Annotated in this window: 13 protein-coding genes; all 13 read left to right on the forward strand. The window is 69.7% G+C overall.

The window, feature by feature from the left end; translation table 11 throughout:
- Positions 1–16 precede the first annotated feature (16 nt).
- The 13 genes from ACWDEN_RS29300 (at position 17) to ACWDEN_RS29360 (ending at position 17,904) form a co-directional block, all read left to right on the forward strand.
- Positions 17–2,641, forward strand: coding sequence for a valine--tRNA ligase (locus ACWDEN_RS29300; protein WP_351615152.1), 2,625 nt, complete (start codon positions 17–19; stop codon positions 2,639–2,641).
- Between the two features lie 142 nt (positions 2,642–2,783).
- The gene (folC, locus tag ACWDEN_RS29305; RefSeq protein WP_351615155.1) at positions 2,784–4,295 is read left to right on the forward strand and encodes a bifunctional tetrahydrofolate synthase/dihydrofolate synthase; all 1,512 of its coding nucleotides are present in this window, start codon (positions 2,784–2,786) and stop codon (positions 4,293–4,295) included.
- Positions 4,296–4,304: 9 nt separating this feature from the next.
- Positions 4,305–4,667: a DUF4233 domain-containing protein gene (locus tag ACWDEN_RS29310; protein ID WP_351615158.1), complete on the forward strand. Its 363-nt coding sequence runs from the start codon at positions 4,305–4,307 to the stop codon at positions 4,665–4,667.
- A 66-nt stretch (positions 4,668–4,733) separates the two neighbouring features.
- Positions 4,734–5,147, forward strand: a complete 414-nt coding sequence (ndk, locus tag ACWDEN_RS29315; RefSeq protein WP_351615161.1) for a nucleoside-diphosphate kinase — start codon at positions 4,734–4,736, stop codon at positions 5,145–5,147.
- A 310-nt stretch (positions 5,148–5,457) separates the two neighbouring features.
- Positions 5,458–6,477, forward strand: a complete 1,020-nt coding sequence (locus ACWDEN_RS29320) for a rod shape-determining protein (RefSeq protein ID WP_031158632.1) — start codon at positions 5,458–5,460, stop codon at positions 6,475–6,477.
- Between the two features lie 163 nt (positions 6,478–6,640).
- Positions 6,641–7,582, forward strand: coding sequence for a rod shape-determining protein MreC (gene mreC / locus ACWDEN_RS29325; protein WP_351615164.1), 942 nt, complete (start codon positions 6,641–6,643; stop codon positions 7,580–7,582).
- A 14-nt stretch (positions 7,583–7,596) separates the two neighbouring features.
- A complete protein-coding gene (gene mreD, locus ACWDEN_RS29330) occupies positions 7,597–8,274 on the forward strand; it encodes a rod shape-determining protein MreD (RefSeq protein WP_351615167.1) in 678 nt (225 codons plus the stop codon).
- A 137-nt stretch (positions 8,275–8,411) separates the two neighbouring features.
- Entirely contained in the window at positions 8,412–10,670 is a 2,259-nt protein-coding gene (gene mrdA, locus ACWDEN_RS29335; protein WP_351615170.1) for a penicillin-binding protein 2, read from the forward strand.
- Entirely contained in the window at positions 10,667–11,863 is a 1,197-nt protein-coding gene (rodA, locus tag ACWDEN_RS29340; protein WP_351615173.1) for a rod shape-determining protein RodA, read from the forward strand. Before mrdA ends, rodA begins: the two co-directional genes overlap by 4 nt.
- A gap of 123 nt (positions 11,864–11,986) precedes the next feature.
- Positions 11,987–13,486, forward strand: coding sequence for a CYTH and CHAD domain-containing protein (locus tag ACWDEN_RS29345; RefSeq protein ID WP_450860713.1), 1,500 nt, complete (start codon positions 11,987–11,989; stop codon positions 13,484–13,486).
- Positions 13,487–13,556: 70 nt separating this feature from the next.
- Positions 13,557–15,527 (forward strand): TIGR03960 family B12-binding radical SAM protein, encoded by a 1,971-nt coding sequence (locus ACWDEN_RS29350; RefSeq protein ID WP_450860715.1) that lies wholly within the window; start codon positions 13,557–13,559, stop codon positions 15,525–15,527.
- Positions 15,528–15,987: 460 nt separating this feature from the next.
- Positions 15,988–16,542 carry a hypothetical protein gene (locus ACWDEN_RS29355; RefSeq protein ID WP_450860717.1) on the forward strand — a complete coding sequence of 185 codons (555 nt, stop codon included), beginning with the start codon at positions 15,988–15,990 and terminating at the stop codon, positions 16,540–16,542.
- A 318-nt stretch (positions 16,543–16,860) separates the two neighbouring features.
- Entirely contained in the window at positions 16,861–17,904 is a 1,044-nt protein-coding gene (locus ACWDEN_RS29360; RefSeq protein WP_450860718.1) for a zinc-dependent alcohol dehydrogenase family protein, read from the forward strand.
- The last annotated feature ends 86 nt before the right edge of the window (positions 17,905–17,990 follow it).

A 17,990-nucleotide genomic window follows, 5' to 3' on the forward strand; every position in this document is an offset into this window, starting at 1 on the left:
CTCTAAACTGAGCCCCGTGACCGAGAACGCTCAGCAGCAGCCACCCGCGCCCGACACCGAACTGCCGACCCAGTACGCGCCGGCCGATGTAGAGGGGCCGCTGTACGAGCGCTGGGTAGAGCGCGGTTACTTCGAGGCGGACGCCAAGAGCGACAAACCGCCGTTCACGATCGTCATCCCGCCGCCGAACGTCACGGGCAGCCTGCACCTGGGCCACGCCTTCGAGCACACCCTCATCGACGCCCTCACCCGTCGTAAGCGCATGCAGGGTTACGAGACGCTGTGGCAGCCCGGCATGGACCACGCCGGCATCGCCACGCAGAACGTCGTCGAGCGGGAGCTGGGCAAGGAGGGCAAGTCCCGGCACGACCTCGGGCGTGAGGCGTTCGTCGACCGCGTCTGGCAGTGGAAGGCCGAGTCCGGCGGGCAGATCAGCGGCCAGATGCGCCGCCTCGGCGACGGCGTCGCGTGGTCCCGTGAGCGGTTCACCATGGACGAGGGCCTCTCCCAGGCCGTCCAGACCATCTTCAAGCGCCTCTACGACGACGAGCTCATCTACCGCGCCGAGCGCATCATCAACTGGTGCCCGCGCTGTCTGACGGCCATCTCGGACATCGAGGTCGAGTACCAGGACGACGACGGCGAGCTGGTCTCCATGCGCTACGGCGACGGGGAGGACTCCATCGTCGTCGCCACCACCCGCGCCGAGACGATGCTCGGTGACACCGCGGTCGCCGTCCACCCGGACGACGAGCGCTACCGGCACCTCGTCGGCAAGCTCATCAGGCTCCCGCTGACCGACCGTTCCATCCCGGTCGTCGCGGACACCCACGTCGACCCCGAGTTCGGCACCGGCGCCGTCAAGGTCACCCCGGCCCACGACCCGAACGACTTCGAGATCGGCCAGCGGCACGACCTGCCGTCCATCACGATCATGGACGAGCACGCCGTCATCACCGCCCACGGTCCCTTCCAGGGCCTGGACCGGCTCGAGGCCCGCTCCGCCATCGTCGCCGCACTGCGCGCCGAGGGCCGGATCGTCGCCGAGAAGCGGCCGTACGTCCACTCCGTCGGCCACTGCTCGCGCTGCAAGACCACCATCGAGCCGCGCCTGTCCATGCAGTGGTGGGTCAAGGTCGGCCCGCTGGCGAAGGCCGCCGGCGACGCCGTCCGCGACGGCCGCGTCAGGATCCACCCGCAGGAGATGGAGAAGCGGTACTTCGACTGGGTCGACAACCTCCACGACTGGTGCATCTCGCGGCAGTTGTGGTGGGGTCACCGGATTCCGGTCTGGTACGGCCCGAACGGTGAAGTCGTGTGCGTCGGGCCCGACGACGAGGCGCCGACCGGCGAGGGCTGGCACCAGGACACCGACGTCCTCGACACCTGGTTCTCCTCCGGCCTGTGGCCCTTCTCGACCCTCGGCTGGCCCGAACAGACCGAGTCGCTCGCGAAGTTCTACCCGAACTCCGTCCTGGTCACCGGCTACGACATCCTCTTCTTCTGGGTCGCCCGGATGATGATGTTCGGCCTCTACGCGATGGACGGCACCCCGCCGTTCCACACCATCGCCCTGCACGGCATGGTCCGCGACCAGTTCGGCAAGAAGATGTCGAAGTCCTTCGGCAACGCGGTCAACCCGCTGGACTGGATGGACAAGTACGGCTCCGACGCCCTGCGCTTCACGCTGGCCCGCGGCGCCAACCCGGGCGTCGACGTCCCGATCGGCGAGGACTGGGTCCAGGGCTCCCGCAACTTCGCCAACAAGATCTGGAACGCCACCCGTTTCGCCCTGATGAACGGCGCCACGGTGGAGGGCCCGCTGCCGGAGCCGGCGAAGATGTCGGCGACCGACCGCTGGATCCTCTCCCGCCTGAACTCGGTCGTGGCCGAAGTCGACGCCCACTACGACGACTTCCAGTTCGCCAAGCTGTCGGACACCCTCTTCCACTTCGCGTGGGACGAGGTCTTCGACTGGTACGTCGAGCTGTCCAAGACGGTCTTCCTGGCGGGCGGCGAGCCGGCCGAGGTCAGCAAGCGCGTCCTGGGCGAGGTCCTGGACGTCACGCTCAGGCTGCTCCACCCGGTGGTCCCCTTCGTCACGGAGACCCTGTGGACGACCCTCACCGGCGGCGAGTCGCTCGTCATCGCCGACTGGCCGAAGGACAGTGGCTTCCGCGACACGGCCGCCGAGCGGGAGATCGAGAGCCTCCAGTCGGTCATCACCGAGGTCCGCCGCTTCCGCGCCGACCAGGGCCTGCAGCCGGGCCAGCGCGTCCCGGCCCGCCTGGAGCTCGACGGTACGGCCCTCGCCCCGCACGAGGCCGCCATCCGCCAGCTCCTGCGCCTGCAGCCGGAGGGCGACTCCTTCACGGCCACGGCCACCCTGCCGGTCGCCGGCGCCGAGGTGGCGCTCGACCTGTCCGGCACGATCGACGTGGCCGCCGAGCGCAAGCGCCTCGCCAAGGACCTGGCCGCCGCCGAGAAGGAGAAGGCCCAGGCGAACGCCAAGCTCGGCAACGAGGCCTTCCTGGCCAAGGCTCCGGACCACGTGGTGGACAAGATCCGCACGCGCCTGGCCAAGGCCGAGGAGGACATCGCCCGCATCACCGCCCAGCTGGAGAAGCTGCCGCAGGCGTGAGCCGCGTCACGTGAGTGAAAGCCCCCGGTGTGTTCGAGGTACCGGGGGCCTTCGCTTGCCCGCACGGCATCGCCGCCGCTGCTTCAGCGGGCGTCCCAAGCCACTGCATCCATTGTCGGTGCCGCTCCGTAAACTGGGCCCTGTGAGCGACCCGAACGGCACCGACCAGCCCGACCCCCTCGACCACTTCGACGAGATCATCGAGGCCGAGACCACCCGTGACCCCGACCTCGCGGTCATCGAGGCCGGCAGCCGCACCCTGCGCACCCAGGGAGGCCCGCCGCAGGCCGACGTACCCGCGCGGCCCGAGGACCCGGAGGTCGACAAGGCCCTGCGTGAGGTCGAGGCCGAGCTGGCCACCCGCTGGGGCGAGACCAAGCTGGAGCCCTCGGTCAGCCGCATCTCCGCGCTGATGGACGTCCTCGGCGAGCCCCAGCGCTCGTACCCCTCGATCCACATCACGGGCACCAACGGCAAGACCTCCACCGCCCGCATGATCGAGGCCCTGCTCGGCGCCTTCGAGCTGCGCACCGGCCGCTACACCAGCCCTCACGTGCAGTCGATCACCGAGCGGATCAGCCTGGACGGCGCCCCGGTCTCCGCCGAGCGGTTCATCGAGACGTACCAGGACATCAAGCCGTACGTCGAGATGGTGGACGCGTCGCAGGAGTACCGGCTGTCCTTCTTCGAGGTCCTGACCGGCATGGCGTACGCCGCCTTCGCGGACGCCCCCGTGGACGTCGCCGTCGTCGAGGTCGGCATGGGCGGTTCCTGGGACGCCACCAACGTCATCGACGGTGACGTCGCCGTGATCACCCCGATCGACCTGGACCACACCGACCGCCTCGGCGAGACGCCCGCGGAGATCGCCGGCGAGAAGGGCGGGATCATCAAGCAGGACGCGACCGTGATCCTGGCCCAGCAGCCGGTCGACGCGGCGCAGGTGCTGCTGAAGAAGGCCGTCGAGGTGGACGCCACCGTGGCCCGCGAGGGCCTGGAGTTCGGGGTCGTCGCCCGGCAGGTCGCCGTCGGCGGGCAGCTGCTCACCCTGCGCGGCCTCGGCGGCGAGTACCCCGAGGTGTACCTCCCGCTGTACGGCGCCCACCAGGCGCACAACGCGGCCGTGGCGCTCGCCGCCGTCGAGGCGTTCTTCGGTGTCGGCGCCCAGCGCGCCGAGCCGCTGGACATCGACGCCGTCCGCAGGGCCTTCGCCGCCGTGTCCTCGCCGGGCCGCATGGAGGTCGTACGGCGCTCCCCGACCATCGTGCTGGACGCCGCGCACAACCCGGCGGGCGCGCGGGTGACCGCCGAGGCGGTGCAGGAGGCGTTCGACTTCAGCCGGCTGATCGGCGTGGTCGGCGCGAGCGGCGACAAGAACGTACGGGGCCTGCTGGAGGCCTTCGAGCCGATCTTCGCCGAGGTCGTCGTCACGCAGAACTCCAGCCACCGCGCCATGGACGCGGACGAGCTGGCCGCGCTCGCCGTCGAGGTGTTCGGCGAGGAGCGGGTGCAGGTCGAGCCGCGGCTGCCGGACGCCCTGGAGGCCGCGATCACGCTGGCCGAGGAGGAGAGCGAGTTCGCGGGCGGCGGTGTGCTCGTCACCGGTTCCGTCATCACCGTCGGCGAGGCCCGGCTGCTGCTGGGGAAGGGCTGAGGATCGCGGATGCGTACGCTCTGTGCATCGACACTGATCGGTGAGTTCTTCGTCATCGGCTTCGCCGGGCTCGTCGCCATGAAGGACCCGAGCCTGTCCGTGTCCACGGTCTGGCTGGTCAGCGGCATCGCCATGCTGCTGTGTGTGCTGCTGTGCGGCATGGTGACCCGGCCCGGCGGGGTGGCCCTCGGCTGGGCCCTGCAGCTCGCGCTGATCGCCTCCGGCGTCTTCGTCCCGACCATGTACTTCATGGGCGCGGTGTTCGCGGCGCTGTGGTGGGCGTCGGTGCACTTCGGCAGAAAAGTGGACGAGGCGAAGGCCGCATTCGCCGCCCGGGCGGAGTCCGGCTCGTCTACACCTGACGCTGCGTAACGGGGGTCCCGACACGCCCTGTAACCTCGTCCCACCACCGCAGACGACCTCAGAAGGAGTCCACCCGTGAGCCAGCGCACCCTCGTCCTGCTCAAGCCCGACGCCGTCCGTCGCGGCCTGACCGGCGAGATCATCAGCCGTATCGAGCGCAAGGCCGGCTGGCAGATCACCGCGCTGGAGCTGCGTACCCTGGACCGTGCCACGCTGGAGCAGCACTACGGCGAGCACGTCGGCAAGCCGTTCTACGAGCCGCTGGTCGAGTTCATGTCCTCCGGTCCGGTCGTCGTGCTGATCGTCGAGGGCGAGCGGGTCATCGAGGGCGTGCGCGCGCTCGCCGGCCCCACCGACCCGATCGCGGCCGCGCCGGGCTCCATCCGCGGCGACTACGGAGTGATCGTCCGCGAGAACCTGATCCACGCCTCCGACTCCGAGGAGTCGGCCGAGCGCGAGGTGAAGATCTTCTTCCCGGGCCGGGCGTGAGCTCCCGCTGAGTTTTCGGTAATTTTTCTGAGTGGGCGTCAGCTCTGTTCGGTGGCGCCTGACCAGGGACGGCCGTACATTTCCGGCCGTCCCTTGGCATATGCCTTGCCGTTCGGGGGAACGCGTGCCTCCGATGGACCGTCTCCACAAGCGGGGCGGGCGGCCATCTGGTGACAATGGCGGAGACCCTCGCGCAGTGTTCGTGCAGGCGCGTTTACGATGGAGGCCTTCACGTCACAGCACCCGCCTCGCCGACCTGATATGCCCTCAAAAGCTGGGGAAGGCCAGATGAATCCGGATGGGGAACTCAATGTCGTTCATCGGCCGTGACATGGCTGTCGACCTCGGGACCGCCAACACGCTGGTGTACGTCAGGGGTCGCGGGATCGTACTCAACGAGCCGTCCGTCGTCGCGATCAACACCAACACGGGTGGGATCCTCGCGGTCGGTGCCGAAGCGAAGAAGATGATCGGCCGGACGCCGGGCAACATCGTGGCCGTCCGCCCGCTGAAGGACGGCGTGATCGCCGACTTCGAGATCACCGAGCGGATGCTCCGCTACTTCATCCTGAAGATCCACAAGCGGCGGTATCTCGCCCGGCCGCGGGTCGTCGTCTGTGTGCCCTCGGGCATCACGGGCGTCGAGCGCCGCGCCGTGATCGAGGCGTCCTCCCAGGCGGGTGCGCGCCAGGTGCACATCATCGAGGAGCCCATGGCGGCCGCCATCGGCTCCGGCCTGCCGGTCCACGAGGCCACGGGCAACATGGTGGTGGACATCGGCGGCGGCACGACGGAGGTCGCGGTCATCTCGCTCGGCGGCATCGTCACCGCCCAGTCCATCCGGGTCGCGGGCGACGAGCTGGACAACGCGATCATCCAGTACATCAAGAAGGAGTACAGCCTTCTGCTGGGTGAGCGCACGGCCGAGCAGATCAAGATCACGATCGGTTCGGCGTACGACCTCGACGCCGACGAGCACACCGAAGTCCGCGGCCGGGACCTGGTGTCCGGGCTGCCGAAGACCGTCGTCATCTCGGCCGCCGAGGTCCGCAAGGCGATCGAGGAGCCGGTCAACGCGATCGTCGACGCGGTCAAGACGACCCTCGACAAGTGCCCGCCGGAGCTGTCCGGCGACATCATGGACCGAGGAATCGTTCTGACCGGCGGCGGAGCCCTGCTGCGCGGGCTCGACGAGCGGCTGCGCCGGGAGACCGGCATGCCGATCCACATCGCCGAGGACCCGCTGGACAGCGTGGCGCTCGGCTCCGGCAAGTGCGTCGAGGAGTTCGAGGCGCTGCAGCAGGTCCTGGACGCCCAGCCGCGCAGATGACGTCGCTCTTCGATTCCGCCGTACGAGACGTTCTCCTCTCGTGCGGCGGATCGTTGATATAGAGGCATAAGCTCCCCAAATGGGCCCCTCGGGTTTGCGTTTCGCGCATCGCACCGCAAAGGGGCTCCCGAATTCCTATTGAGGAAGGGCACGGCCGCCGCACGTGAGGGACACGAAAGAGAGCCGGCTGCTTCTGGTCCTGCTGATCGCCATCGCGTTCGCGCTGATCACGGTCGACATCCGCGGGGGCCGGAACTCCCCGGTCGACGGTGCCCGGCAGGCCGCGGCCGCGGTGTTCGGCCCCGTCGAGAACGGCCTGTCCTCGGCGGTCGATCCGGTCAGCAACGCCGTCTCCGCGATCCGGGACTCCGGCAACCGGCACGACCGGCTCGCTCTGCTGGAGACGGAGAACGCGGCCCTCAAGGCGAAACTCGGCAGCGACGACCGCAACCGCAGCCGGCTGAACCAGCTCGACAAGATGCTGAAGATCGCCGGCGAGGGCCAGTACGGCATCAAGGGCGCCCAGGTCATCGCCATAGGAGCGGCCCAGGGCTTCTCCTGGACCATCACCATCGACGCCGGCGCCAACGACGGCATCAAGCGCGACATGACCGTCCTCAACGGCGACGGCCTGGTCGGCCGCGTCACCACCGTCGGCCCCGACACCTCCACCGTGCTGCTCGCCAACGACCCCGACTTCACCGTCGGCACCCGCATGGAGGGCAGCGACGAACTCGGCTTCGCCTCCGGGCAGGGCGACCGCCCGCTGCGCGTGGAACTGCTCAACGCCAAGGCGGAGGTGAAGAAGGGCGACCGGCTCGTCACCTTCGGCTCGGAGGCCGACCGGCCGTTCGTGCCCGGCGTGCCGGTCGGCGTGGTCTCCCGCATCGAGCCCTCCAACGGCGGCCTCACCCGCACGATCTACGTCACCCCGTACGTCGGCTTCACCAAGCTCGACATCGTCGGCGTGGTCGTCCAGGCCCCGAAGAAGGACCCGCGCGACGAGGTCCTGCCGGCCCAGCCCAAGCCGGTTCCGACGCCGACGGTGACCGTCACGGTGACCCCCTCGGCGGGCGCGAACAACACGACCGGCCAGCAGCACTAGGAGCTGACTCTTCCATGCGCCTCAACCGGATCCTGCTCTCCAGCGCGCTGGTCGTCGTGGCCCTGGTGATCCAGGTGAGCGTCCTCGCCCGCCTGCATCTGCCGGGCGCCGTCCCGGACCTGCTGCTGCTCACCGTCCTCGGCCTCGCCATGGTGTACGGCCATGTGGGTGGCGCCCTCGTCGGCTTCGGTGCCGGCCTGCTCGCCGACCTGGCCCCGCCCGCCGACCACGCGGCCGGCCGCTACGCCCTCGTACTGTGCGTCACCGGCTACTTCGCCGGGCTCATCAGGCCGGACAACGGCCGCCTGAAGTCGGCGACCGGCCCGATGGCCGTCGTGGTGGCCGCCGCCATCGGCTCCACGCTGCTGTACGCGGGCGTCGGCGCGCTCGTCGGCGACACCGCGGCCCGCCATGTCGGCCTGCCCGGGCTGCTGTTCTCGGCGGCCCTGTACGACCTGCTGCTCGCCCCGTTCGTGGTCCCGGGCATCATGTGGCTGGCCCGCCGGGCGGACAACGATCCGCTGACCGAGTCCGGCCCCGCCGCCAAGGCCGGCGACATCTCCGCCGGCTGGCTCTCCTCCGGCACCGGCCTGCGCATCGGCAGCCAGCGCGGCGGCTTCGGCGCGCTGAAGGCCAAGGCCCGCACCCGCTCCACGCGGGTCGGCCGGATCAAGGGGGTCAAGCGGCTGTGAGCGCGGGTCAGGCGGTCGAAACGCCCGGGGAGTTCACTCGAACGGGTCAGCATTCGTGGAACGCGGGTTCAGAGGCTGGTCGTTCATCATTCGTACGCGTTCTCGCACATGCGCACTGAGAGGGGGAGGCAACCGCAGTGACCAACATCCCCGAGACCGGCCGGACCCCACGGGTCCAGATCCGGCTCGTCGTGATCCAGATCCTCGTCCTCTCCCTGCTCGGCACGCTCGGCGGCCGGCTCTGGTACCTGCAGATCCGCGAGGGCGCCCAGTACCAGAAGGAGGCGTCCGGCAACCACGTCCAGCAGGTCGTCGACCCCGCCGTGCGCGGTGACATCCTGGACGCCCGCGGGGTGGCCCTCGCGGACAACGAGACCCGCCTGGTCGTCTCCGCCTCCCGCACCGACCTGCTCAAGCAGAAGGACGACGGCAAGGCGGTCCTCACCAAGCTCGCCGGTGTCCTCGGCGTGAATCCCGCGGACGTCATCCAGAAGGTCCGGCTGTGCGACGCCAAGACCCCCAAACCGTGCTGGAACGGCTCGCCGTACCAGCCGATCCCGATCACCGACCAGGCGACGCCCAAGCAGGCCCTGCAGATCCGTGAGCGCGCCGAGGACTTCCCCGGCATCACCGCCGAGCCCGAGGCCGTGCGCCGCTACCCGGGCCCGGGCAACGCCAACACCGCGCAGGTGCTCGGCTATCTCTCGCCCGTCACCGACGCCGAGATCCAGAAGGCCAAGGGCACCGACTCGCCCTATCTGCGCTCCGACATGGTCGGCCGCTCCGGCCTGGAGCGGGAGTACGACAAGGAGTTGCGCGGCAAGGCCGGCGTCACCCGCTACGAGGTCGACAACCTCGGCCGGGTCATCGGCAAGGCCAGGTCGGACGCCGCCGAGCCCGGCTCCAACCTGGTCACCAGCATCGACTCCCGCGTCCAGCGCGTCGCCGAGTACGAGCTGGACAAGGCGATGAAGGCCGCCCGCCAGCAGTTCGACAAGAACACCGGCGAGAACTTCAAGGCCGACTCCGGAGCGGTCGTCGTCATGGAGGCCAAGACCGGCCGGATCGTCGCGATGGCCTCGGCACCGACCTACGACCCGAACGTGTGGGTGGGCGGCATCTCCGCCAAGGACTACAAGGCCCTCACCGGCAAGGACTCCGACTACCCGCTGCTCAACCGGGCCATCCAGGGTCAGGCGGCCCCCGGTTCGACGTTCAAGGTGGTCTCCACGGCCGCCGCCGTCCAGGCCGGCTACCCCTGGGACGGCGGCTACCCCTGCACCAGCTCCTACTCGGTCGGCGGCCAGGTCTTCAAGAACTTCGAGGGCGAGAACTTCGGCCCGATCTCCCTCGGCCGCGCCCTGGAGGTCTCCTGCGACACCGTCTTCTACGGCCTCGGCGACCGGGAGTGGAAGAAGGACGGCGGTATCAACCCCAAGAAGGGCCAGCCCAAGGACTGGTTCTTCAAGACCGCCCACCAGTTCGGCCTGGGCAAGGAGACCGGCATCGACCTGCCCAACGAGGTCACCGGCCGCGTCCCCGACCGCCAGTGGAAGCTCGACTACTGGAAGGCCAACAAGGACGCCTGGTGCAAGAGCGGCAAGAAGGACGGCTCCTACGTCGAGAAGATCGCCTACGAGAACTGCCTCGAAGGCAACAAGATGCGCGAGGGTGACGAGATCAACTACTCCATCGGCCAGGGCGACACCCTCGTCACGCCGATCCAGGAGGCCATGATCTACGGCGCCGTCGCCAACGGCGGCACCGAGTACGTCCCGACCATCGGCAAGGCGGTCATCAGCGCCGACGGCAAGAGCGTCCAGGAGATCAAGCCCAAGGTGGAGCGCAAGCTCCCGGTCAGCCAGGCCACCCTCAAGGGCATGGACGACGCGTTCGCGGGCGTCATCACCCGCGGTACGGCCGCGTGGAAGTTCAACGGCTGGCCGCAGAGCAAGATCGCACTGCACGGCAAGACCGGTACCGCCGAGGTCTACGGCAAGCAGACCACCGGCTGGCTGGCCACGTACTCCAAGGACTACTCGGTGATCATGACGATCTCCCAGGCCGGTACGGGTTCCGGTTCCGCCGGTGAGGCCGTGCGCAACATCTACAGCGCGCTCTACGGCGTCCAGGGCGACGGCTCCATCGACACCAAGAAGGCGCTGCTGCCGGAGCCGCAGAAGGGCCTGCCGAAGGTCCGCACGGACGGCACCATCGAGGCCCCGACGGTCGCCGGCGACCCGGCGAAGGACGCCGAGGCCTCCCAGCAGAACAACCCCAGCAACGGCAGCGACCAGCAGCCCGCCACCTCGCCCTCGCCCACCACGGGCAACCGCAACACCCGCAGGCGAGGACGCAGGATCCCCGGGCGGGGAAGCCGGAGGATGCCCTCATGACCGGCGCGAACAGCTTCTCCGTCTCCGGGTACGGCCCCGAGCGGGCCGGCTGGACCAGGATCTTCGCCCGTGACTCGCTGGCCCGCAGGCTCGACTGGCCGATACTGCTGGCCGCCGTCGCGCTGTCCCTGATCGGGTCCGCGCTGGTGTTCTCGGCGACCCGCAACCGCACCGAGATCAACCAGGGCGACCCGTACTTCTTCCTGGAACGCCACCTGATCAACCTCGGCATCGGGTTCGCCCTGATGATCGCCACGCTCTGGCTGGGGCACCGCGCCCTGCGCAACGCCGTGCCGATCCTCTACGGCCTGTCGGTGCTGCTGGCCCTGACCGTCCTCACCCCGCTCGGCGCCACCATCAACGGCCAGCGCAACTGGCTCGTCATCGGCGGCTTCTCGCTGCAGCCCGCCGAGTTCCTCAAGATCGCGATCATCGTGGGCATGGCGATGATGCTCGCGGCCCGGGTGGACGCCGGCGACAAGATGTACCCGGACCACCGGACCGTGGCGCAGTCCCTGGGCCTCGCGGCCGTACCGTGCCTGATCCTGCTGCTCATGCCGGACCTCGGCTCGGTGCTCGCCATGGTGGCCATCATCCTGGGCGTGCTGCTCGCCTCCGGCGCCTCCAACCGCTGGGTCTTCGGCCTGCTCACCATGGGTGTGATCGGCTGTGTCGCCATCTGGCAGCTGCACATCCTGGACCAGTACCAGATCAACCGGTTCGCCGCCTTCGCCAACCCGGGACTGGACCCGGCGGGCGTCGGCTACAACACCAACCAGGCCCGGATCGCCATCGGCTCCGGTGGCCTGACCGGGGCCGGGCTCTTCCACGGCTCGCAGACCACCGGCCAGTTCGTGCCCGAGCAGCAGACCGACTTCGTCTTCACGGTCGCGGGGGAGGAGCTGGGCTTCCTCGGCGCCGGCCTCATCATCTTCCTGCTCGGCGTGGTGCTGTGGCGGGCCTGCCGCATCGCCCGCGACTCCACCGAGCTGTACGGGACGATCGTGGCCGCCGGGATCGTCGCCTGGTTCGCCTTCCAGTCCTTCGAGAACATCGGCATGACCCTCGGCATCATGCCGGTCACCGGTCTGCCGCTGCCGTTCGTGTCGTACGGCGGCTCGTCGATGTTCGCCGTTTGGGTGGCCATAGGACTACTGCAGTCGATCAAGGTCCAGAGACCCATGTCGGCGTAGGCCTCCGGCGGTCCGGCGGGTGCTGGACAGGGCGCCGTTCGCCGGGTGGACCACGGGAGTTTTCCGGCCATTCACCCGGCGCTGCCCCTGCCGCACCGCCTCGCGGACAACTAGATTCGATCCATGGCGGATGCGAAACGCGAGATCGAGCGCAAGTACGAGTCCGACGACAGCGGGCTGCCCGACCTGACCGGCGTCGGCCCAGTGGCGGCCGTCCTGGACAAGGGCCTACTGGAGCTCGACGCCATCTACTACGACACCGCCGACGAGCGCCTGACCGCCGCCGCCCTGACCCTGCGCCGCCGCACCGGAGGCTCGGACGCGGGCTGGCATCTGAAGTTCCCGGTCGAACCGGGCGTGCGGGACGAGATCCGGGCCCCGCTCTCCGACTCCGTCCCGGAGGAGATCGCCGCCCTGGTCCGCTCCCGGGTCCGGGGCGCCGAGCTGGTCCCACTGGTCCGGCTGCGCTCCGCCCGGGACGTGCGCCACCTGGTCGACGCCGACGGCACCCTGCTGGCCGAGGCGAGCGTCGACGCCGTGACCGCCGAGCGGCTCGGCGGCAAAGGCGGGACCGCGCAGTGGACCGAGATCGAGGTGGAACTGGCCGACGAAGGCGACCCCGCCTTCCTGGACCTGGTGGACAAACGGCTGCGCAGGGCGGGCGTACGCCCCTCGAAATCACCGTCGAAACTCGCCCGGGCCCTGGACCAGACAGGAGGACCGCGCCGCGGGAAGCACAAGCCCGCGCCGCCGGTGACGGCCGGCGACCACGTGCTCGCCTATCTGCGCGCCCAGCGGGACGTACTGGTCGAGCTCGACCCCGCCGTCCGCCGGGACGTGCCCGACTCCGTGCACCGCATGCGGGTCGCCACCCGCCGCGCCCGCAGCACCCTGCGCAGCTTCCGCTCCGTCCTCGACCGCGCCGCCACCGACCCCGTCGCGGACGAGCTGAAGTGGCTCGCGGGCGAGCTGGGCGTGGGCCGCGACCAGGAGGTGATGGCCGAACGCCTGACGGCCGCCACGGACGCCCTCCCGTCCGACCTGGTCGCCGGACCGGTCCCCGAACGACTCGCCTCCTGGGCCGAGGCCCGCCGCGGCGGCGCACAGGCCCATCTGACCGGCGTACTGGACTCCCGCCGCTATCTGACCCTGCTGGACACCCTGGACGCCCTCCTCGCCGACCCGCCGCTGCGCAAGGCCGCCGGGAAGAAGCCGCAGAAGGTGCTCACCAAGGCCATGGACAAGGACCTGGCGACCCTGTCCGCCCTGGTCGAGCGGGCGATCGGCGTCCCGCCCGGCGAGGAACGCGACCTCGCCGTGCACGAGGCCCGCAAGAAGGCCAAGCGCACCCGGTACGCGGCCGAGGCGGCCACCGCTGCCCTCGGCAGACCGGCCCGCTCCCTGACCAAGGACATGAAGTCCCTGACCACCCTCCTCGGCGACCACCAGGACAGCGTCATGACCCGCCTGACCCTGCGCGAGCTGTCCTCGGTGGCCCACGCGGCAGGGGAGAGCGCCTTCACGTACGGGGTGCTGTACGGGCGCGAGGAGGCCCGGGCGGCACGCACGGAGGCGGAGCTGCCCGCCCTGTGGAAGGAGATCACGTCCGGGGCGACCGGCTGAGCGTGCGGGGGAGGTCCTCGGCCGGGTTACGCTTGATGGTCACCCCTGTCAGCTCACGAAGGTTCGCGAGATGCCTGCCGAAGCCGCCGAGTCGGTGTTCCCGCAGCTCGAAGCACTGCTCCCGCACGTGCAGAAGCCCATCCAGTACGTCGGCGGAGAGCTCAACTCCACCGTCAAGGACTGGGACGAGTGCGACGTCCGCTGGGCACTCATGTACCCGGACGCGTACGAGGTCGGCCTGCCCAACCAGGGCGTCCAGATTCTCTACGAGGTCCTCAACGAGCAGGAGGGCGTCCTCGCCGAGCGCACCTACAGCGTGTGGCCGGACATGGAGACGCTGATGCGCGAGCACGGCGTCCCGCAGTTCACGGTCGACAGCCACCGCCCGGTGAAGGCGTTCGACGTGTTCGGCCTCAGCTTCTCCACGGAGCTGGGCTACACGAACATGCTCGCCGCCCTGGACCTCGCCGGAATCCCCCTGGAGTCCAGGGGGCGCACGGACGACGACCCGATCGTCCTGGCGGGCGGCCACGCCGCCTTCAACCCCGAGCCGATCGCCGACTTCATCGACGCGGCGGTCATCGGCGACGGCGAGCAGGCCGTGCTCGACATGACCCGGATCATCCGCGAGTGGAAGGCCGAGGGCCGCCCCGGCGGCCGCGAGGAGGTGCTGTTCCGCCTGGCGAAGACGGGCGGGGTGTATGTCCCGGCGTTCTACGACGTCGAGTACCTCCCGGACGGCCGCATCGCCCGAGTCGTCCCCAGCAGGTCGGGCGTTCCGTGGCGCGTGTCCAAGCACACGGTGATGGACCTCGACGAGTGGCCCTACCCCAAGCAGCCCCTGGTCCCCCTGGCCGAGACGGTCCACGAGCGCATGTCGGTGGAGATCTTCCGCGGCTGCACCCGCGGCTGCCGCTTCTGCCAGGCCGGCATGATCACCCGCCCGGTCCGCGAGCGCTCGATCACGGGCATCGGCGAAATGGTCGACAAGGGCCTCAAGGCAACAGGCTTCGAGGAGGTGGGCCTCCTGTCCCTGTCCTCCGCGGACCACTCGGAGATCGGCGACATCGCCAAGGGCCTGGCCGACCGCTACGAGGACGACAAGATCGGCCTCTCGCTGCCCTCCACCCGCGTCGACGCCTTCAACATCGACCTGGCGAACGAGCTGACCCGAAACGGCCGCCGCTCGGGCCTCACCTTCGCCCCGGAGGGCGGTTCGGAGCGCATCCGCAAGGTCATCAACAAGATGGTCTCCGAGGACGACCTGATCCGCACGGTCGCCACGGCCTACGGCAACGGCTGGCGCCAGGTGAAGCTGTACTTCATGTGCGGCCTGCCCACGGAGACCGACGACGACGTCCTGCAGATCGCCGACATGGCGACGCGCGTCATCCAGAAGGGCCGCGAGGTCTCGGGCTCGAACGACATCCGCTGCACGGTCTCGATCGGCGGTTTCGTCCCCAAGCCCCACACCCCCTTCCAGTGGGCCCCGCAGCTGAGCGCGGAGGAGACGGACGCCCGGCTCGCGAAGCTCCGCGACAAGATCCGCGGCGACAAGAAGTACGGCCGCTCGATCGGCTTCCGCTACCACGACGGCAAGCCGGGCATCGTCGAGGGCCTCCTCTCCCGCGGCGACCGCCGCATCGGCGCGGTCATCCGCGCGGTGTACGACGACGGCGGCCGCTTCGACGGCTGGCGCGAGCACTTCTCCTACGACCGCTGGATGGCCTGCGCCGACAAGGCGCTCGCCCCCTACGGCGTCGACGTCGACTGGTACACCACCCGCGAGCGCACCTACGAGGAGGTCCTGCCCTGGGACCACCTCGACTCCGGCCTGGACAAGGACTGGCTCTGGGAGGACTGGCAGGACGCCCTCGACGAGACGGAGGTCGAGGACTGCCGCTGGACCCCGTGCTTCGACTGCGGCGTCTGCCCGCAGATGGACACGGCCATCCAAATCGGCCCGACCGGCAAGAAGTTGCTGCCGCTGACGGTCAAGAACGCAGCTCCGGCGCCGGCTTCGAGTGGGCACTCGCACTGAGGTGGGGGAGGCACTCGATCGGGTGATTGAGATGCCGGCGGGAGTGTGTGAGGACGAGGGGGAGGACGGACTCCACGCTTACGGATGACTGTGTGAGCCGTTGAGCCCCTTGCCTGGCAGCAAGGGGCTCAACGGTATCCCGTGCCGAGAGAAGGGGTGCGTCGGTCACGACATCGTCTTTTCCAGCAACAACGTCTATTCCCGCGACCGGGGGCACTGGCCCTAGGGCTCGCAAGAAAACTCGTTGTGAACGTGAAGGCGAAGACCGGGAACTGAACTGCGGCGCCCGCATCACGGCTTGCGGCGGGGGAGAGGAGTGCCCGCGCTCGGGCCCCGGCCGTTGGCTGAAGAGATTGCCAGGTCGGTCGACTGGCCCTTGTGGTGCGCCGTGTGCGTGTGCCGGGGTCGACGTGCCGGTGCGGTGGTTGCGTCCTTGAGGGGCAGTGGCCACCGTGAACGGGTGATTCTCGTTCCAGGCTGGATGTGGCAGCGGGGGTCGGTGTGCCGGGCTGTGGGCGCCGGACTTGCCGCCGGCGTCTTCTTCGGGGCCTTCGTTCTCATCGAGGCGAGGTCATGGGCGGGCGCCGCGGTGGTCTTCGTGGTGCTGAGCCTTTTCTACGGGGTCCGGGTGGCACGCCGTATGGACAGGATCTGGCCCGAGGCCAAGGGCATGAACCGCGCCGATCGCGCGGCTGTGGTGCGCGCCACCCGGCGGGGCGAGGCCATCGGCGATCCCCGGCTGGCGCCCTCCGTCATCGGGTACGTCGGCGCCCTGCGCCGGGCCGCCGAGGAGGAGCGGCTGCGCCGCTGGGTTGTCCTGCTCGTCACCGCGCTCGCGCTCGTTCTCGCCGTGTACGACACCGTGATGAGCGCCACGGGCGAGATCATCGCCTCGTGGCTGATGGTCGTGCTCCTCCTGGCCGACCTGATGTGGTGGCCTCGCAGTCGAGCCGGCCTTCTGGCCCGAGCCGATCGGGCGGCAGGGTCGGCCCGCCGCATGACGGACGCGGGTTGAACACGGGCGGGAGCGACCGGGTGGCCCGCGGGTGAGCGAGGAGGAGGTGACCGCTGCGCCAGGCGCGGTCGGCGTTTCGCGTCCTGGCCCGCCGGTGCCGTCGGCTGCCTTCCGGGCGTTCGCGCCATGGTGCATGGTCCGCCGCCGGGAATCTTTCGGGGGCCGGGCGTAGCGTGAAATGACGGATTCATATCCGAACTCAGTGTGGCGCGCTGCGGCGAGCGGTCCTGATCACTGGCCTCAGGAGGCCGCACGAATCCAGCGCGCCGACACGTTTCTCGGGCGCTGAGAGACGAAAGGCCGCTCATGCCTCGATCCATGCGCGCGCTCGTAGCCGTAGAGGCCGGCGAGCCCACCGATGTCCTGCGGCTGGAATCCCGGCCTGTTCCCACGCCGGAAGCCGGTCAGGCGCTGATCCGTGTGAAGGCGACTCCGATTCACGCCAGTGATCTGCACGTGCTGCGCGGCCGCTACGGCTTCTCCCCGGGGTTTCCCGCTGTCGGGGGTCACATGGAATGCGTGGGTCGTATTGCGGCCCTGGGCCCGGATACCGAGGGACTGAGGGTCGGTGAGCGCGTGGTGGCCGCTGTGGTCCCGGCGGTACCCGGGCCCCCCGTGGCCGGCACCTGGCAGGAGTACCTCGTTGCCGACACGCGAAGGCTGCTGCCGGTCCCTGACCAGCTGAGCGACTCCAGCGCCTGTCAACTCGCCGTCAACCCGTTGACCGCGCTGCTCCTCGTGACGCGCGAACTCGACGTACAGCCGGGCGAATGGCTGCTGCAGACGGCCGCGGGCTCCACCGTCGGCCGGCTCGTCATTCAGCTGTCCAGGCATCTGGGTGTTCGCACGATCAATGTCGTGCGGCGACGCGATGCTGTCGAGGAGATCAAAGCGCTGGGTGGTGACGAGGTCATCTGCACCGAGGACGAGGACCTGGTGCGGCGTGTGGCTGAGACAGCGGGGCCGGCCGGCGTGCGGAAGGCCGTCGACTGTGTCGCGGGTCCCGTGGGTGCCCAGGTGTCCCAGGCCTTGGCTCCGGGAGGGGAGCTCGTGGTCTACGGCGCGCTCTCGACCCATCGGCAGACCGACCCTGCGGCACTGACGATCCCGCTGCAGGCACGCTCGGTCATCTACGAGACCAAGGCCGTCCGTGGCTTCTGGCTGAACCGCTGGTTCGGCACTGCCCCACCGGAGGATGCGCTGCGCGCGCTGTCCCGGGTTCGCGGTCTCGTCGTCGACGAGGTGCTGAGCATCCCCCGGGGGCGGACGTTCCCGATCGAAAGCTTCAAAGAGGCCGTCTCGCTCGCCGAAGCACCCGCACACGGCAGCAAACCGCTCTTCGTCTTCGAAGACGGCCAATGATCAACTGTGCTGCGCGTGCCGCACCAGCCGTCGGGCAAAGCCTCAGGGGCGACGAGCGGTGAGCCGATCCCACTGTCGGTTCATCG

The organism is Streptomyces sp. NPDC001153 (genome assembly GCF_053598315.1).